This window comes from Pseudomonas sp. 910_23, from assembly GCF_052850795.1.
Window position 1 is genome coordinate 24,179 of record NZ_VXCZ01000006.1, and the last position, 16,349, is coordinate 40,527.

18 protein-coding genes and 1 tRNA gene are annotated in these 16,349 nt (G+C 58.8%); 1 reads left to right on the forward strand and 18 read right to left on the reverse strand.

Annotation, left to right across the window (positions count from 1 at the left end; all coding sequences use genetic code 11):
• Window positions 1–3: 3 nt before the first annotated feature.
• The 18 genes from FW800_RS08700 to FW800_RS08785 form a co-directional block, all read right to left on the reverse strand.
• Window positions 4–1,725, reverse strand: coding sequence for a ShlB/FhaC/HecB family hemolysin secretion/activation protein (locus tag FW800_RS08700; protein WP_446437438.1), 1,722 nt, complete (start codon window positions 1,723–1,725; stop codon window positions 4–6).
• A gap of 397 nt (window positions 1,726–2,122) precedes the next feature.
• A tRNA-Lys gene (locus FW800_RS08705) sits at window positions 2,123–2,198 on the reverse strand.
• Window positions 2,199–2,321: 123 nt separating this feature from the next.
• Complete coding sequence (gene queE / locus FW800_RS08710) at window positions 2,322–2,969, reverse strand: 7-carboxy-7-deazaguanine synthase QueE (RefSeq protein WP_116665958.1); 648 nt, start codon at window positions 2,967–2,969, stop codon at window positions 2,322–2,324.
• A 164-nt stretch (window positions 2,970–3,133) separates the two neighbouring features.
• Window positions 3,134–3,964, reverse strand: coding sequence for a tol-pal system protein YbgF (gene ybgF, locus FW800_RS08715; RefSeq protein ID WP_032879701.1), 831 nt, complete (start codon window positions 3,962–3,964; stop codon window positions 3,134–3,136).
• Window positions 3,965–3,970: 6 nt separating this feature from the next.
• Entirely contained in the window at window positions 3,971–4,471 is a 501-nt protein-coding gene (gene pal, locus FW800_RS08720) for a peptidoglycan-associated lipoprotein Pal (protein ID WP_003193861.1), read from the reverse strand.
• A 55-nt stretch (window positions 4,472–4,526) separates the two neighbouring features.
• Window positions 4,527–5,807 (reverse strand): Tol-Pal system beta propeller repeat protein TolB, encoded by a 1,281-nt coding sequence (gene tolB, locus FW800_RS08725; protein ID WP_032803700.1) that lies wholly within the window; start codon window positions 5,805–5,807, stop codon window positions 4,527–4,529.
• A gap of 17 nt (window positions 5,808–5,824) precedes the next feature.
• Complete coding sequence (tolA, locus tag FW800_RS08730; protein ID WP_005790902.1) at window positions 5,825–6,898, reverse strand: cell envelope integrity protein TolA; 1,074 nt, start codon at window positions 6,896–6,898, stop codon at window positions 5,825–5,827.
• On the reverse strand, window positions 6,898–7,350 hold the full coding sequence (gene tolR, locus FW800_RS08735) for a protein TolR (RefSeq protein WP_161793227.1): 453 nt from the start codon (window positions 7,348–7,350) through the stop codon (window positions 6,898–6,900). The genes tolA and tolR overlap by 1 nt, the downstream gene beginning before the upstream one ends.
• Window positions 7,351–7,373: 23 nt before the next feature.
• Window positions 7,374–8,069 carry a protein TolQ gene (gene tolQ, locus FW800_RS08740; RefSeq protein WP_003193865.1) on the reverse strand — a complete coding sequence of 232 codons (696 nt, stop codon included), beginning with the start codon at window positions 8,067–8,069 and terminating at the stop codon, window positions 7,374–7,376.
• Between the two features lies 1 nt (window position 8,070).
• The gene (gene ybgC, locus FW800_RS08745) at window positions 8,071–8,526 is read right to left on the reverse strand and encodes a tol-pal system-associated acyl-CoA thioesterase (protein ID WP_003175800.1); all 456 of its coding nucleotides are present in this window, start codon (window positions 8,524–8,526) and stop codon (window positions 8,071–8,073) included.
• Between the two features lie 140 nt (window positions 8,527–8,666).
• The gene (gene ruvB / locus FW800_RS08750) at window positions 8,667–9,725 is read right to left on the reverse strand and encodes a Holliday junction branch migration DNA helicase RuvB (RefSeq protein WP_005790907.1); all 1,059 of its coding nucleotides are present in this window, start codon (window positions 9,723–9,725) and stop codon (window positions 8,667–8,669) included.
• The gene (gene ruvA / locus FW800_RS08755) at window positions 9,726–10,337 is read right to left on the reverse strand and encodes a Holliday junction branch migration protein RuvA (protein ID WP_005790908.1); all 612 of its coding nucleotides are present in this window, start codon (window positions 10,335–10,337) and stop codon (window positions 9,726–9,728) included.
• A 68-nt stretch (window positions 10,338–10,405) separates the two neighbouring features.
• Entirely contained in the window at window positions 10,406–10,930 is a 525-nt protein-coding gene (ruvC, locus tag FW800_RS08760) for a crossover junction endodeoxyribonuclease RuvC (protein ID WP_076949748.1), read from the reverse strand.
• A gap of 171 nt (window positions 10,931–11,101) precedes the next feature.
• Window positions 11,102–11,848, reverse strand: coding sequence for a YebC/PmpR family DNA-binding transcriptional regulator (locus FW800_RS08765; protein WP_032879699.1), 747 nt, complete (start codon window positions 11,846–11,848; stop codon window positions 11,102–11,104).
• A gap of 136 nt (window positions 11,849–11,984) precedes the next feature.
• Window positions 11,985–13,760 (reverse strand): aspartate--tRNA ligase, encoded by a 1,776-nt coding sequence (gene aspS, locus FW800_RS08770; RefSeq protein WP_005790914.1) that lies wholly within the window; start codon window positions 13,758–13,760, stop codon window positions 11,985–11,987.
• A 108-nt stretch (window positions 13,761–13,868) separates the two neighbouring features.
• Complete coding sequence (locus FW800_RS08775) at window positions 13,869–14,090, reverse strand: FmdB family zinc ribbon protein (protein ID WP_003193872.1); 222 nt, start codon at window positions 14,088–14,090, stop codon at window positions 13,869–13,871.
• A gap of 170 nt (window positions 14,091–14,260) precedes the next feature.
• On the reverse strand, window positions 14,261–14,614 hold the full coding sequence (locus FW800_RS08780; protein WP_032803701.1) for a ribbon-helix-helix domain-containing protein: 354 nt from the start codon (window positions 14,612–14,614) through the stop codon (window positions 14,261–14,263).
• 181 nt (window positions 14,615–14,795) lie between these two features.
• Window positions 14,796–15,269, reverse strand: coding sequence for a Dps family protein (locus FW800_RS08785; protein WP_003193874.1), 474 nt, complete (start codon window positions 15,267–15,269; stop codon window positions 14,796–14,798).
• 428 nt (window positions 15,270–15,697) lie between these two features.
• On the opposite strand from FW800_RS08785, the gene FW800_RS08790 reads away from it, so the two are divergent.
• A complete protein-coding gene (locus FW800_RS08790) occupies window positions 15,698–16,300 on the forward strand; it encodes a cold-shock protein (protein ID WP_005790922.1) in 603 nt (200 codons plus the stop codon).
• Window positions 16,301–16,349: the final 49 nt, after the last annotated feature.

Below are 16,349 nucleotides of genomic sequence, written 5' to 3' on the forward strand. Positions count from 1 at the left end.
GAATTACAGGAAGAAATCCATGCGGAAGTAGATCGGTGCTTCACGCTCAAATAGCGCGGCCGGTCGTTCCAGCGAGTGGGCAAAGGTCACGCTGGTACTGACGTGTTTGCCGCGGGCGAACAGCTCAAGGGAGTTGCTTGAGACGCGGCCGTGCACTTCGCCGTTGTAGCGACCGTTGCGGATCACGCCCTGGTCGTAGCCCACGCTGGCACCGTATTCACCGAACACCGGGCGCAGCCAACCGAGGGTCACCGGGCGGCTCCAGCGCAGGTCATTGCGCCAGTAGCCGCCACTGTCGCCGGTCAGTTGCTGGTCCTTGTAGCCACGTATCGACGCCGAGCCGCCGAGGCTCATGCGCTGGGGGCTGAACAGCACGTCTTCACTGCGCTGGCCGGTGGCCAGGCTGGTGAGACTGAACGACTCGCCCCACAGCGTGAACGGTTGCAGGTAGCTGACGGTGGCGGTGTATTTGCGGTAGCGGGAGTTGGCCAGTCGATTGCCGTTTTGATCGCGCTCATGTTGGGTCTGGGCATCAAGCAAACCAATGCCGTCCTGCATACCGAGGTCAATGTTGACAAAAGCACTGCCAACTCGCCGACCGTGGTTGATGCCCCACTGCAACTCGCTGAGCCGATTGCTGCTGACGGCCAAGCGGCTGTCTTCGATGTAATTGTTGGTACGCAGGTGGGACAGGCCGACGTTGAGCGAGGTTTTGCTCACGGCATCACGGTGGATCACCCGCTCAGCGCGCAACTGATGGTTTTCACTGTCCCCGGTTTGCTTGAAGTCGAAACCATCGCCCTGGACGACCGAACGGTAGTCGCTCTGGTTGTAGCTGTAGCTGAAGTTCCACCAGCCCCAGGGCACGTTGTAGTACAGCATCGCGTTCTTGGAGGTTTTCTGGTGATCGCTGACGGCGTCGTGGCCGCCGCGCAGAATCAGTTGATCGGCCAGGCCCAGCGGGCTGTCCCATTCAAAGCCGGTACCCCACTGTTGTTCGCCGGTGCTTTTCTGACCATCGTTGTTACGCGACAGGCTGGCACGCCATGGCTTTTGCGGGTTGTTTTTGACCAATACCGAGCTGCCGCCCACGGCCTCGCCCGGCGTCAGCTCCATCTGTGCCTGATTGGACGGTAAACGGTTGAGTTGATCGACAGCCTGCTCGATTTCTCGCAGGTTCAATATCTCGCCGCTTTTGCCGGGAAAGGCCATGGCCAGTTCGCGGTCCGACAGCTTGCTGCTGTCGGCGCCCTTCAGGCCTTCAAGCTTGCCTTCCACCACCAGGACTTGCAGATGCCCTTTGGACATATCCTGCTGCGGCAAGTAGGCGCGGCTGGTCACCAGGCCTTTGTCGATGTAGTAGTTGGTGATGTCTTTGAGCAGGGCGTTGAGTTGTGCAACGCCCAGGCACTGAGCCGCGTACGGCTTGAGTAGACGCTCGCGTTCAGCGGCAGGCAGGTGGTCGGCACCCTGGAGTTCCATGGTTTGGATCGGGAAGCAACGACTATCCACCGGGGCTGCCGGCACTTCGGGCCTGGTCTCTTTGCCGGGCAGTTCCTTGAGCTGCTCAAGACGGCGCTGTTGATCTTCCAACAGGCGGTTTTGCCGCTCGCGGATCAGGTCCTGATCACCCGGCAGGGTTGCCGCCATCACGCAGTGGGAAGCGAGGCAGGCAAGCAGGGCGATGCTCAATGAATACCGAGTCCGTGGCAGTGAGGCAGACATGTTCGATCCATCGAATTTACGAAGGGTGGCAAATTAACATCGACCACCTTTCTCGCCAATAATCTGACCAAACTTTAGGAAAAGCCCTAAAAAATACGTAACCACCTGATGGTTAACGAAAAAAATCAAACAGGAACAGATCTCGCTTGAAGTTTCTGGTTGTTTTCCGACCAGCGGTATCAGGTTTGATACACATTGAAGACGCACACGAACGACCGGACTATTCGGTCAACGCCGGTCCGCGTATGAGTTTTTGATTTAAGGAATGTTTGGACGACAACGGAAATCTGAGCAGACGTTGACCCAACGTCGACTCGGATAGACCAAATGGCAGGCAAAAAAAAACCCGGAAATCCTCACTTGCGTGGGCCTTCCGGATTTTCTAAACCGCCAAAAATGGTGGGTCGTGTGGGATTCGAACCTACGACCAATTGGTTAAAAGCCAACTGCTCTACCAACTGAGCTAACGACCCGCTGTGTGGTGGCGCGTATAATACTGATTTCTAAGGATTATTCAACACCTTATTTGAAATAAATCAGAAAAAACGCATTTGAACGGTAATTGGGTGGGCAGAACGTCTCTCGCAGCAGCCGGATCAGCGCCCCGGCTCGTCGTTCCACAGGTACTTATGCAGCTGCAATTGCAGGCGTACCGGCAGGTTGTCCGCCACTACCCAGTCAGCCAGGTCGCGAGCGTTGAGGTCATGGTGACTGGGCGAGAACAGCACCTCGCCCGCGCGGCGTTCCAGGCCATACTGGATCAGCTTGGAAGTCGCCCAATCATAATCGTCGCGGGAACAGATGACGAACTTGACCTGATCGTTGGCCGTCAACAAGTCCATGTTCTCGTAGCGGTTGCGGTGGGCTTCCTTGGAATCGGGGGTCTTGAGGTCGACCACTCGGCTGACTCGCGGGTCGACCGCAGAGATGTCCAGGGCGCCGCTGGTTTCCAGTGAGACCTCGTAGCCGGCATCACACAGGCGCTTGAGCAGTGGGATGGCATTGGGTTGCGCCAGTGGCTCGCCGCCTGTCACACAGACATAGCGCGGCCGGTAGCCGGCAACCTGTTCCAGGATGTCGTCGAGGGTGCGCACGGTGCCGCCGCTGAAGGCGTAGGCGCTGTCGCAGTATTGGCAACGCAATGGGCAGCCGGTGAGCCGTACGAATACGGTGGGCAGGCCAGCAGTGCGCGTTTCACCCTGCAACGAGTAAAAGACTTCGGTAATACGTAATGTGTCTTGCATAGTCGCCACGGGCGTAACAGCTAAACAGGCTGTCCGCCTCCGTCAGGCACTTCAAGGGATTGCGCCAACGCGCCAACCCCAGGAAGCGTGTTTCATAAAAGGGCGTGGATTCTAACGAAAAAACCCGCGCCAGGCGCGGGTTTCTTCTAAACGGGCGGTATTGCTTACAAGCGTTGCAGATCGCGCTGGGCCAACTGCGCGGCGGAGGTACCCGGATACTGGGCAACCACCTGTTGCAGAATGCCTTTGACCTTGTCGGTGTGACCCAGGCGGCGCTCTACGTCAGCAAGCTTGTACAGCGAATCCGGCACCTTGGCGTGCTTGGGGTACAGTTGGCTGACCTTGGCGAAAGCCTGGCCTGCCCCCTGCAAATCACCCTTAGCCAGGTTGACCTCGCCCAACCAGTACTGGGCATTGCCCGCGTACTGGCTGTTGGGGTACTTGCGCAGGAATGCGGTAAAGGCCTGGCTGGCCTTATCGAAATCCTTGGCCTTGATCAGGTCGAAGGCTGCATCGTAATACAGCTTTTCCTTCGCCGGATCACCCGGTTCACTGCTGGCGGCAGGGGCAGCCGCGGCGGCCCCAGCTGCAGCGCCACCGGCAGCAGCGCTTGGCGCGCCACCGGCAGCAGAATTATCAGGAGTAGCGGCAGGTGCAACACCGGCTCCAATACGACGATCAAGATCCTGGTATCGCTCCAGGCCTTCTTGCTTGAGCTGGTTCACCTGGTTCTGCAGCACTTCAATTGCGCCTTGTTGCTGCGCCAATTGATCCTGCATGCGTTGCAGCTGGTTGAACAGCTCGCCCTGTGCCGAGGGAGCGGACGTAGCCGCTCCCCCCGCATAGGCGCCGTTCGTGCCATAACCCGCTGGCGGATAACTGCTCCCGCTATTGTTATAGCCTGAGTTGCTATCCGTTACAGGAACCGCAGCCCACACCGCAAGCGGTGCGAGGCTGAGAGCCAATACAGTCAGAGCACGACGGCACGTTCGCATGACGAATTACTTACGCAGTTCGACGCGACGGTTCTGAGCCCACGACTGCTCGTCGTTTCCAGTTGCAACTGGACGCTCTTTACCGTAGGAAACCAGTTCCAGTTGGCCTGGAGCAACACCTTGCAGTACCAGGTAGCGCTGAACGGCTTTCGCACGACGCTCGCCCAGTGCCATGTTGTACTCACGAGTACCACGGGCGTCAGTGTTACCTTCCAGAACAACGCGAGCGCCGTTAGCTTTCAGGTCCTTGGCGTGAACGTCCAGAGCGCGCATGGCTTCTGGCTTCAGGTCCGAACTGTCGTATTCGAAGTAGAAAGTGGTGATAGCGCGCAGAGCAGCTTCTTCGCTCAGGGAGCCGTCGACCGCACCAGTGTTAGCGCCGTAACCAGCGTTTGGATCAACAGCTGCGCCTTCACCGGCATTGTCGCCGCCTTTAGAGGAGCAACCAACGGCTACGGACAGAGCCAGAGCCAGAGCAGCAAACTTACCAAACTTCAGCATTTCCATCGTGAAACTCCTAATGAACCCCAGTGTGTTAAGTACTTCTTTTTGTAGCGCCGCGTCAGTTCAGGTAAGGGGACCAGGATGGTTCTCTGACTTCGCCTTGTGCGGTAGGAAGTGGGAGCCTTACGCGTCCATTGATGGACACGAGCATCAAGACTCCCCGGCCCTGCTGGCGGGTGGCGTAGATTACCATGGTGCCGTTGGGCGCAACAGTGGCTGACTCATCAAGGTTGGTATCTGTAAGGATTTTAACGGTTCCGCGCTGCAAATCCTGGGCCGCAACCCGGAAATTAGTGAAACCATCCTGACGGTGAATCATCACCAACGTCTTTTCATCGGCCGAAAGCTTGGGGTTGGCGTTGTAGTTACCGATAAAGGTCACACGCTCAGCACCGCCACCGTTCACGTTTGCCTTGTAGACCTGAGGCTTGCCGCCACGGTCGGAGGTGAAGTAGATGGTCGAACCATCCTTACCCCAGAACGGTTCGGTGTTGATGCCCGGGCCGCTGGTCACGCGACTCAGTTGGCGCGAGGCCATGTTCATCACGTAGATATCCGGGTTGCCGTCCTTGGACAGCACGAAAGCCAGGCGCGAACCATCCGGCGACCAGGCTGGCGCACCGTTGAGACCTTCAAAGTTGGTGATCTGCTCGCGACGACCCGTATCAATGTGCTGCACGAAGATGCGCGGGCGACGCTGTTCGAACGATACGTAGGCAATACGCTTGCCGTCCGGCGCGAAGCGCGGCGACAGGATTGGCTCGCGGGACTGCAGCAAGGTCACTGCACGTGCACCGTCGTAGTCCGAACGTTGCAGGGTGTAGCGGGTGTTGTCTACCGAGAAACGCTCAGCCGTGACATACAGCAGGCGCGTCGAGAACGCCCCTTTGATACCGGTGAGCTTTTCAAACGACTGGTCCGAGATGTAGTGGGCCATGTCGCGCAGTTGCTCGGCGGTACCCGATACGCTGCCGGTCAATACCTGCTGCTCGGTGGCCACGTTGAACAACGTGTACTGGATCTGCAGGCGACCACCGGCCGGCGTGATGTTGCCGACCATCACGTACTGCGCGCCCACGGCTTTCCAGTCACGGAACACGACTTCGCTGGCCTGGTTGGGCTGGCTGATCATGTTGCCTTTGGGGATCGGCGCGTAGTAACCGGAGTTACGCAGGTCGTCGCTGACGATCTGGGCCATGTCGTCCGGCAGCACGCTGCCGCCCTGCCAACCGAAGGGTACGACTGCAATCGGAGTAGCCCGATCGCTGCCGCTGGTTACCAGGATGTTCTTTTCATCCGCCGCCGCTATCCCTGCCATACAGCAAATAACGACAAGCATTCCTCGAAGAAGGTTTCTCACAAGGCTAGATCCTCAGGTGTGAATGTCATCTTGAATGAACGATAGGGAGCGAAGTCACTTGGTTTCATTCCCTGCATCTCGGTCAACCGGCCAATATTCTTGACTGCGGCAACCGCTGAACTGTCGAACGTACCGTCACCACTGGACTTGGCCACGCTGACCGAAGTCACCGTACCGTCCGGCAACATGCCGATCTGCAGCACTACTGTCATGCCTTTGCGTGCCGAAGGTGGACGTGTCCAGCCTTCCGCTGCCCGCGCTCGAATCAGATCGTCGAAACTGCCCGCGACTTCATCACCACGTTCATCGGCCAGGGCTTGCTGACGCTGCGGCGTGTCGGAAAGCAAATCTGCCAGGGCCTGGGCCTTTTTCTCTTCGGCGGATTTGCGTGCTGCTTCCTGGGCCTTTTTCTTGGAGGCGTCGGCGGCAGCTTTCTTCTTCGCTTCGTCGGCGACTTTCTTCTTCGCCTCGTCTGCTTCAGCTTTTTTCTTGGCGTCTTCGGCGGCTTTCTTCTTCGCGTCTTCGACTATCTTTTTCTTGGCTTCTTCAGCGGCCTTTTTCTTGGCCTCTTCCTCGGCAGCCTTCTTGGCTTCTTCTTCAGATTTCTTCTTGGCTATATCAGCCAATTGTTTCTCTTCAGCCTTTTTGGCTTCGGCAGCTTTCTCGGCTTTCTTGGCTTCATCAGCCTTTTTCGCCTCGTCGGCTTTCTTGGCTTCGTCGGCCTTTTTCGATTCCTCGGCCTTTTGAGCCGCCTCTTCTTTCTTTTGTTCCGCAGCAGCCTTCACCGCTTCCTGCTCGACCTTCTTCTGTTCCATCTGCTCGACTTCAGTCTGGCGCGCAGCCGACTTCTGGGCCTCACCTGCAATCTTCTGATTGGTCTGGGTGGTGGCCTGGCTTTTCGATTTCAGCTGATACAGGGTCGCCTGCACGATCGGCTTGGCTGGCGGCAGGTCCGGGGTCATGGCAAAGCTGACAAACAGCATGCCGAACACCAGGACGTGCAGGGCTATCGCCCACACGCCAGGCCAGAAGTAGCTTTCCGAGGCGGACGGCTCTCGCTGTTGCTGCATCAGGGCGCCTCGGTAATCAAGCCAACGTTACCGACGCCGGCCTTCTGCAGCCCGCCCATGGCACCCATGACGGAGCCGTAGTCGACCGATTTGTCGCCGCGGATAAATACCTGAGTGTGCTTGCCGCCTTCGTTGCCGGAGCGAATGATCTTGGTCACCGCATCGGTCATCGCCGGCAAAGTCAGGGCCTTGTCCTGCTGCTTCTGGGTGTCGACTTCGCTGCCAAGGTTCCAGTAATAGGTCTTGTCAGCCTTGATCGAAATGGTCAGGACCTGCGTGTTGTTGTCCTGCGGCAAGGCTTCACTGGAAACCTTGGGCAGATCAACCTTCACACCCTGGTTGAGCATCGGCGCGGTCACCATGAAGATCACCAGCAGCACCAGCATCACGTCGATGTAGGGCACTACGTTCATCTCGGCGACCGGCTTGCGCTTTTTGCGAGCTCGAGCGATTAAAGCCATTAGGAATTACCTGCTTATTCTTCGCTGGTGTGCACTTTACGGTGCAGGATCGCCTGGAATTCATCGGCGAAGGTGTAGTAACGGCCGATCAAGGTTTCGCTGGTTGCGGCAAAACGGTTGTAGGCGATTACTGCGGGGATAGCGGCAAACAGGCCGATCGCGGTGGCGATCAGGGCTTCGGCAATACCCGGAGCCACGGTGGCCAGTGTGGCTTGCTGGGCCTGGGCCAGGCCGCGGAAGGAGTTCATGATCCCCCATACGGTACCGAACAGGCCGATGTACGGGCTGACGGAACCGACGGTGGCGAGGAACGGCAGGCCCTGCTCGAGTTTCTCTTCTTCGCGGGAGATGGCCACGCGCATGGCGCGGGCCACGCCTTCCATCACCGCTTCAGGGTCGACACCCGGCTGCTGGCGCAGGCGCGAGAATTCCTTGAAACCGGCACGGAAGATCTGCTCGACGCCCGAATCCGGGTCCGGGTTGCTGCCGGCCTGGCGGTACAGTTTGGACAGGTCGATACCCGACCAGAAGCGCTCTTCGAAGCTCTCCAGGGCACGTCGACCGGCGCGCAGCATGTTGCTGCGCTGAAAAATCATGACCCAAGAGGTAACCGATGCGGCTACCAGGGTCAGCATGACCAGTTGAACCACGACACTGGCATTGCTGACCAGGCTCCACATGGAGGAATGGTCGACGACGGTAGGTTCCACGCTAAATCTCCTGCTTTGATTGTTTACCCGCGCCGCTCACGGCGGCAAAGGCCGCGCGTAGAGTTTCGGGAATGGCCCGAGGTTTCAAACTGTTGGTGCGTACACATGCCACCAGGAACTGCCCCTCACAGAGCAGCGTTGCATCCGTTGCCCGCCTGACCTGCTGTTTGAATCGCAGGCTGGCACGGTTCAATTCGATGACCTCAGCGCTGACCAGCAATTCATCGTCCAGTCGCGCCGGTGCGTGATAACGCGCCTCGCTGGAATGCACGACGAATAACAGGTCCTCCCCTGCCAGCGTGGATTGGGCAAAGCCCAGCTCCCGTAGCCGCTCGGTTCGAGCCCGCTCCATGAATTTCAGGTAGTTGACGTAATACACGATGCCGCCGGCATCGGTGTCCTCGTAATAAACGCGACAGCGATGTGCGAACGACTGATCCCCGTTTTGCGCGCGCATACTCTAGTGCTTACTCCTCAGGTTGCCAATCCGGCTGGACAACTGTTTTTTCATTCCTGAACGCTTTTGCAGTGACTCAAATGACGACGCCAGACACTGGGACAGCACAAAGCTCAGATAAATCGTCCGGCGTTAGCTTTTTAATCGTCCACTGCATCAAGGAATTCGTCTACCGCAGGCATCTCGCCCAATCGTGACGGAATGTTTAGCCCAAAGTGCAAATAGGCATGGCGCGTCACCACTCTGCCCCGTGGTGTACGCATGATATAGCCTTGCTGGATCAGGTACGGCTCCAGCACATCCTCAATGGTATGGCGCTCTTCACTGATAGCCGCCGCCAGGCTGTCCACGCCGACCGGGCCACCGTCGAACTTCTCGATCATGGTCAAGAGTAGACGTCGGTCCTGGTGATCGAAGCCGTGCTCGTCCACGTCCAGCAGGTTCAAGGCCAGGTCCGCGACCGCCTTGGTGATGTGCCCTTTGGCACGCACTTCGGCAAAATCGCGCACGCGGCGCAGCAAACGGTTGGCGATACGTGGCGTGCCGCGGGCGCGCCGGGCGATTTCAAAGGCGCCTTCCGGGTCCAGGGGCAAGCCAAGGATGCTCGCCGAACGGCTGACGATGGTCGCCAGATCAGCGGTGCTATAAAACTCCAGACGTTGAACAATGCCGAAACGGTCTCGCAGCGGGTTGGTCAGCATACCCGCACGCGTGGTCGCGCCCACCAGGGTGAAAGGTGGCAGGTCGAGTTTGATCGAACGGGCTGCCGGGCCTTCGCCGATCATGATGTCGAGCTGGAAGTCTTCCATCGCCGGGTACAGCACTTCTTCGACAATCGGTGATAACCGATGGATCTCGTCGATAAACAGTACGTCATGGGGTTCAAGATTGGTCAGCAGCGCTGCCAGGTCACCGGGACGCTCCAGCACCGGGCCGGAGGTGGACTTGATCGACACGCCCATTTCCTGGGCGATGATATTGGCAAGGGTAGTCTTGCCCAAACCCGGCGGGCCGAAGATCAGGGTGTGGTCCAGGGACTCACTGCGCCCGCGCGCGGCCTGGATAAACAGCTCCATCTGCTCGCGCACGGTAGGCTGGCCGATGTATTCGGCCAGGCTCAGGGGGCGGATGGCCCGGTCCTGGACTTCTTCACGGTCACGCGGGCCGGTGGCCGCGATCAGACGATCAGCTTCAATCACTTAAATCATTCCCTTCAGGGCTCGGCGGATCATGTCTTCGCTGCTCAGGTTCTTGTCCTTGATGGCCGATACCGCCTTGCTGGCTTCCTGAGGCTTGTAGCCCAGGGAGATCAACGCACTGACGGCATCGCTTTCGGCGCTGGCGATCTGGCCTGCCGGCATATCCGGCTGGTTCGGTACCAGGGCGAACATGCTCGGCACCACTTCCCAGGCCTTGAAGCGGTCCTTGAGCTCCACCAACAGGCGCTCGGCGGTTTTCTTGCCCACTCCCGGCACCTTGGTCAGGGCCGAGGTATCCTGGGCGGATACAGCACGCACCAATTCATCCACTTCCAGGCTCGACATCAAGGCCAGGGCCAATTTGGGCCCCACGCCATTGAGACGAATCAGCTCGCGGAAGAAATCGCGGTCGCGCTTGCCGATGAAACCATAGAGCAGTTGCGCGTCTTCACGCACTACCAAATGCGTGTGCAAGGTTATTGGCTCGCCGACCGACGGCAAGCGGTACAACGTGGTCATGGGCACTTCCAGCTCATAACCCAACCCATTCACATCCAGAATCAGGTGCGGCGGCTGTTTTTCGGCCAGGGTGCCGCGCAAGCGTCCAATCACGGTTCAGATCCTTAAAGCTTGGGGGTCAGATCAGGGCCTGACCGCAAATAACCAATGCGCTGATGCTATCAGAGACGCAGCCGCCCGCCACGACTACGTGCCGTTCCCAAGCCGTGAGGCAGCAGGCTGGAACGGGTATGTGCATGGCAAATGGCGATGGCCAGGGCGTCGGAGGCGTCGATCTGCGGTTTTGAAGTGAGCTTGAGCATGTGCATGACCATCATCTGCACCTGCTCCTTGTTGGCTGCACCGGTGCCGACCACGGCCTGTTTGACCTGGGTCGCGGTGTATTCGGCGATTTCCATGCCCTCTTCGGCGCCTGCCACGATAGCTGCACCCCGGGCCTGGCCAAGCTTGAGCGCCGAATCGGCGTTCTTGGCCATGAAGACCTTTTCGATGCCCATGGTGATCGGGCCGTAGGTCTGGATGACTTCACGTACGCCGCGATAGACGATCTGCAGCCGCTCGGCCAATTCCCCTGCGCCGGTGCGGATGCAGCCCGAGGCAACATAGATGCAGCCACGCGGGGTCTGCTGCACCACGCCAAAACCGGTGATGCGCGAACCGGGGTCGATACCTAGGATTAAAGTCATAACGCCTGCGGGTTGGATAAACACATTTTTTGATACACAGAGACTCTAATGTGGGAGGGGGCTTGCTCCCGATGAGAGAGTGTCAGTAAGTACATTTGTGACTGACCCACCGCCATCGGGAGCAAGCCCCCTCCCACACAAGCCCCTCCCACATTGGGATATTCATCGTTCTTAAGTGAGCTGTTCGGCCACAGACTCAGGGATGTCGGCATTCGAATACACATTCTGCACATCATCCAGGTCTTCAAGCATATCCAGCATCTTCAACACCTTCTGCGCCCCCTCCAGGTCCAGCTCGGCACTGGTGGTCGGCAGCATCACGATTTCCGCGTCGGTGCCGCTGAAACCAGCAGCTTGCAGGGCATTACGCACGGCGTAGAAGCTGGCGAACGAGGTAAACACATCGATAGAGCCGTCTTCGTTGGTGACCACATCGTCGGCGTCCGCTTCCATCGCGGCCTCCATCAGCGCGTCTTCATCGGTGCCAGGTGCGAAGGTGATCTGCCCCTTGCGTTCGAACAGGTAAGCCACCGAACCATCCGTGCCGAGGTTGCCACCGCACTTGCTGAACGCGTGGCGCACCGCGGCGGCAGTGCGGTTGCGGTTATCGGTCATGCATTCGACCATCACCGCCACGCCGCCCGGGCCATAACCTTCGTAGGTCAGCTCGACCATATCGTCAGTGTCGGCCGCACCGGCACCACGGGCCACGGCGCGGTCAATGATGTCGCGGCTCATGTTGGCACCCAGCGCCTTGTCCAGCGCCAGGCGCAGACGCGGGTTGGAGCCCGGGTCACCGCCGCCCTGACGGGCTGCGACGGTCAGTTCGCGAATCCACTTGGTGAAGATCTTGCCCTTCTTGGCATCCTGACGCTCTTTGCGGTGCTTGATGTTCGCCCACTTGGAATGGCCAGCCATAACACAACTCCGAAATTCTCTAGAAACCTTATCAATCCCGCCCCCGGCGGGATTTCCCTCTTTTAAACGCAAAGGCGCATCCGAAGATGCGCCTTTTTGACTGCGTACAACCTTATCGCGCTTTCACGCTGCAGCCTTACTCAGCCTTCGGCGTCTCGCGCAGACGGATGTGCAGTTCGCGCAACGCCTTGGCATCCACCACACCCGGGGCCTGGGTCATGACGTCCGCAGCGCTCTGGGTTTTCGGGAAGGCGATCACTTCACGGATCGACTGGGCGCCGGTCATCAGCATCACCAGACGGTCCAGGCCGAACGCCAAACCACCGTGCGGTGGCGCGCCGTATTTCAGGGCGTCGAGCAGGAAGCCGAACTTCTCTTCCTGTTCCGCTTCGTTGATGCCCAGCAGGCGGAACACCGCTTGTTGCATCTCTTTGCGGTGGATACGGATCGAACCGCCACCCAGCTCAGTACCGTTGAGCACCATGTCGTAGGCACGGGACAGTGCGCCTGCCGGGTTAGCTTCCAACTCCTGCGGGGAGCACTTCGGCGCGGTGAACGGGTGGTGCAACGCGCTGAAACTGCCGTCGTCGTTCTCTTCGAACATCGGGAAGTCGACGACCCACATCGGTGCCCATTCGCAGGTCAGCAGGTTCAGGTCGTGACCGAGCTTGATACGCAGCGCGCCCAGGGCTTCGCTGACGATCTTGGCCTTGTCGGCGCCGAAGAACACGATGTCGCCGTCAACGGCACCGACGCGATCGAGGATCGTGTTCAGGTTGGCTTCAGGGATGTTTTTCACGATCGGCGATTGCAGGCCGTCAACGCCGTTGGCGCGCTCGTTGACCTTGATGTACGCCAGGCCCTTGGCACCGTAGATGCCGACAAACTTGGTGTAGTCGTCGATCTGCTTGCGCGGCATGCTAGCGCCGCCAGGTACGCGCAGGGCAGCAATGCGGCATTTAGGGTCGTTGGCCGGGCCGCTGAACACCTTGAAGTCGACATCCTTGAGCTGGTCGGCCACGTCCACCAGTTCCAGCGGGTTACGCAGGTCTGGCTTGTCGGAACCGTAGCGGCGCATGGCTTCTTCGAAGGTCATGTGCGGGAATTCGCCGAACTCCAGGTCCAGCACTTCCTTGAACAGGTTGCGGATCATCTGCTCGGTCAGGCCCATGATCTCTTTTTCATCGAGGAAGCTGGTCTCGATGTCGATCTGGGTGAATTCCGGCTGGCGGTCAGCGCGCAGGTCTTCGTCACGGAAGCACTTGGCGATCTGGTAGTAACGGTCGAAGCCAGCCACCATCAGCAGTTGCTTGAACAGCTGCGGCGATTGCGGCAAGGCGAAGAAGCTGCCGGCGTGGGTACGGCTAGGCACCAGGTAGTCACGTGCGCCTTCCGGGGTAGCCCGGGTGAGGATCGGCGTCTCGACATCGAGGAAGCCGTTCTCATCCAGGAAACGGCGAATGCTGGTGGTCATGCGCGAACGCAGGCGCAGCTTCTCGGCCATTTCCGGACGACGCAGGTCCAGGAAGCGGTAGCGCAGGCGGGTTTCTTCGCCCACGTCGGAGTATTCGTTGAGTGGGAACGGCGGGGTTTCCGACTCGTTCAGCACTTCCAGCTCATAGCCCAGCACTTCAATGCCGCCGGACGCCATGTTCTTGTTCACGGCACCGGCCGGACGCAGGCGTACCTTGCCGGTGATCTTGACGACGTATTCGCTGCGCACGCGGTCGGCGGCGGCGAAGCTCTCGGCGCGGTCCGGGTCGAACACTACCTGGGCCAGACCATCGCGATCACGGATATCGAGGAAGATCACCCCGCCGTGGTCGCGGCGACGGTGAACCCATCCGCAAAGGGTGATTTCCTGACCTTCCAGGGTCTCGTTCAGTTGGCCGCAATAGTGGCTGCGCATCATGGTCGTGGTTTCACTTCTCGTAATTCGAAATTCGGTGGCAGGCCCGCCTCGTCACCGTACATTAAAGCAGGGGACGGATAATGCAGGAGCCTGCGCGTAGAGTTCAACTCAGTCTGCTTTGTCGCCGCCGGCCAGGTTCTTCTTGGCACCGGTCTTGAAATCAGTCTCGTACCAGCCGCTACCGCTCAGGCGGAAGCCCGGCATGGACAACATCTTCTTCAACTCAGGTGCCTGGCAGGCAGGGCAATCGACCAGCGGCGCTGCGCTGATCTTCTGAATGGCTTCCAACTGGTGACCACAGGAAGCGCATTGATAGTCGTACATGGGCATGGAGATGTCTCGGCGATCAGATCGTTACAGCGCCACGCCCTGCCCTGTGCATAAAGCCCCGGCATGCGCAGCAAAGCGCGGGATTATATCTGGTAAATCGACACAGCGCAGCCGGCTTTCTGCCCCGGGGCCGGCCCACAAGGATGAAGGCCGGGCCCAGGGCCGCCGGGCTACGACGCGAAGGTGCCCTCAGCGGCGGGAGCAACCCGGCCCTTGAGCACGTGAACCACGCACACCACCCTCACCAGCCCACTGAAGTTCTTCACGCCTCCGTAACGCAAATGCACTTCCCGATCGACATAGGACAACAAGGCACTGACCGAACAGGCATTGATCCTGGCGATCTCCGTCAGGATGTTCCAGTAGATCTGCTCAAGCCGCAGGCAGGTCGAAAACCCATTGAGCCTGACCGACCGCGACAAGGGCTTGGCCAGCCCCATATCGAACCCTTTTGCAAAAGGGTCGACCTTTATCTTGTGAAAACCACAGGTTTCCATCACTCCTTTACCCATTCCACGTGACATACACCCGACACTCCATTGCCAAACAGCAGCCAATGGGCTTCTCCCATTGAACGATGGGCCTATAAAACAGCACCCAGCGTGCAGCAGCCAGAAGACGGGGAGTCGGTAGTCGTAGGACAACGCCAGGAAGCGCAGGGAAACAAGCAGGCAGCGCTGAAACAGCGCCGCCCAGGTTTGACGGTTACTGGTTTTCGAGCAGCGAACGCAGCATCCACGCGGTTTTCTCGTGTACCTGCATACGCTGGGTCAACAGGTCGGCCGTCGGCTCATCGCTGACCTTGTCCAGCAGCGGGAAGATGCCTCGGGCGGTACGCGTAACCGCTTCCTGACCGGCCACCAGTTGCTTGATCATCTCTTCGGCGCTCGGCACACCCTCCTCTTCCTTGATCGAAGACAGGCGGGCGTAGATCGAATAGGCGCCCGGCGCCGGGAAGCCCAGGGCACGGATGCGCTCGGCAATGGAGTCCACCGCCAGCGCCAATTCGTTGTACTGCTCCTCGAACATCAAGTGCAGCGTACGAAACATGGGGCCTGTGACGTTCCAATGGAAGTTGTGGGTCTTCAGATACAGAACATAGGTATCGGACAGCAGTCGTGAAAGTCCGTCGACGATGGACTTACGGTCTTCTTCACTGATACCAATATCGATTGCCATGTTTTTCCCCTTCAATTGACGAGTATTCATTGATCAGGTGCAGGACCACTCTAGCAAGAGAGCGAGCCGCATGCAGCCCGTCACACCCAGGCGACCTGCGGCAAATCGCCCCGCATCGCTTGCAACTCGCGAATTGGCAAGCCTTTTTAGCCGTAGGAACGGTCTCGCAACGCCCGCCAAAAAATCCTGCACCTGTCTAGGACAAGCGTTTGCTGCACAAATGCCGTTGCCGTCGCAACACCCCGAAATGCTTGATTTGAGTAGGCACAGCCTTTGCTGTTAAATAGACGCCGTGTGGCTGCCGTTTATTCCTGCGGCACTTCACATAGGCTGATACCCGCGCACGTGCTCAACGCCTCCCATTGTTCAGAAGCGAACCGTGCCAGTCAGCTCTTCCTTGTGATCCGTCTTAACGTGAGTTAATCAAAATGTTGAAAATCGTCCACCTGCTAACGGGCGTTGCAGCTTTGCTGCTGTCCTTTATCCCGAGCCTGCAGCCTGAAAGCCTGCCCTACCTGCAACAACATGACGCTCTGTACCTGGCCTTGTTCGGCCTTCTTAACCTGACGCTCGCACCGGTAATCCCTTACTGGAACAAAGGCACGCGTCATCAACTGCAAAACCTGGTCAGTGCGCTGCTGGTGCTGACTGTTGTTGTTCAAACCCTCACCCTTTTGGCGCCTATGCCTGAAGTGGGTGGCCATCCGGCTATCCTGCTCAGCCTGGTGATTGCTGTGGTTGCCATTGTTCTTCACCTGGCCATCAGCTTCTACCGTTCGTCTCCGGCGGCCGCGTCGCAAAACTACGACATGACCAACCGGGATACCGGTACCGTCAAGTGGTTCAACACCTCCAAAGGCTTCGGCTTCATTTCCCGCGATTCGGGCGACGATATCTTCGTCCACTTCCGGGCTATCCGTGGCGAAGGCCATCGCGTGCTGGTCGAAGGCCAGCGCGTGGAGTTCTCGGTGATGAACCGTGACAAGGGCCTGCAAGCCGAAGACGTCATCGCTGCCCTGCCGCGTCGCTGATCCCAAGCCTTCGCAGCAAAAAAAACCGCGATCCGGCGTTGGCTGGATC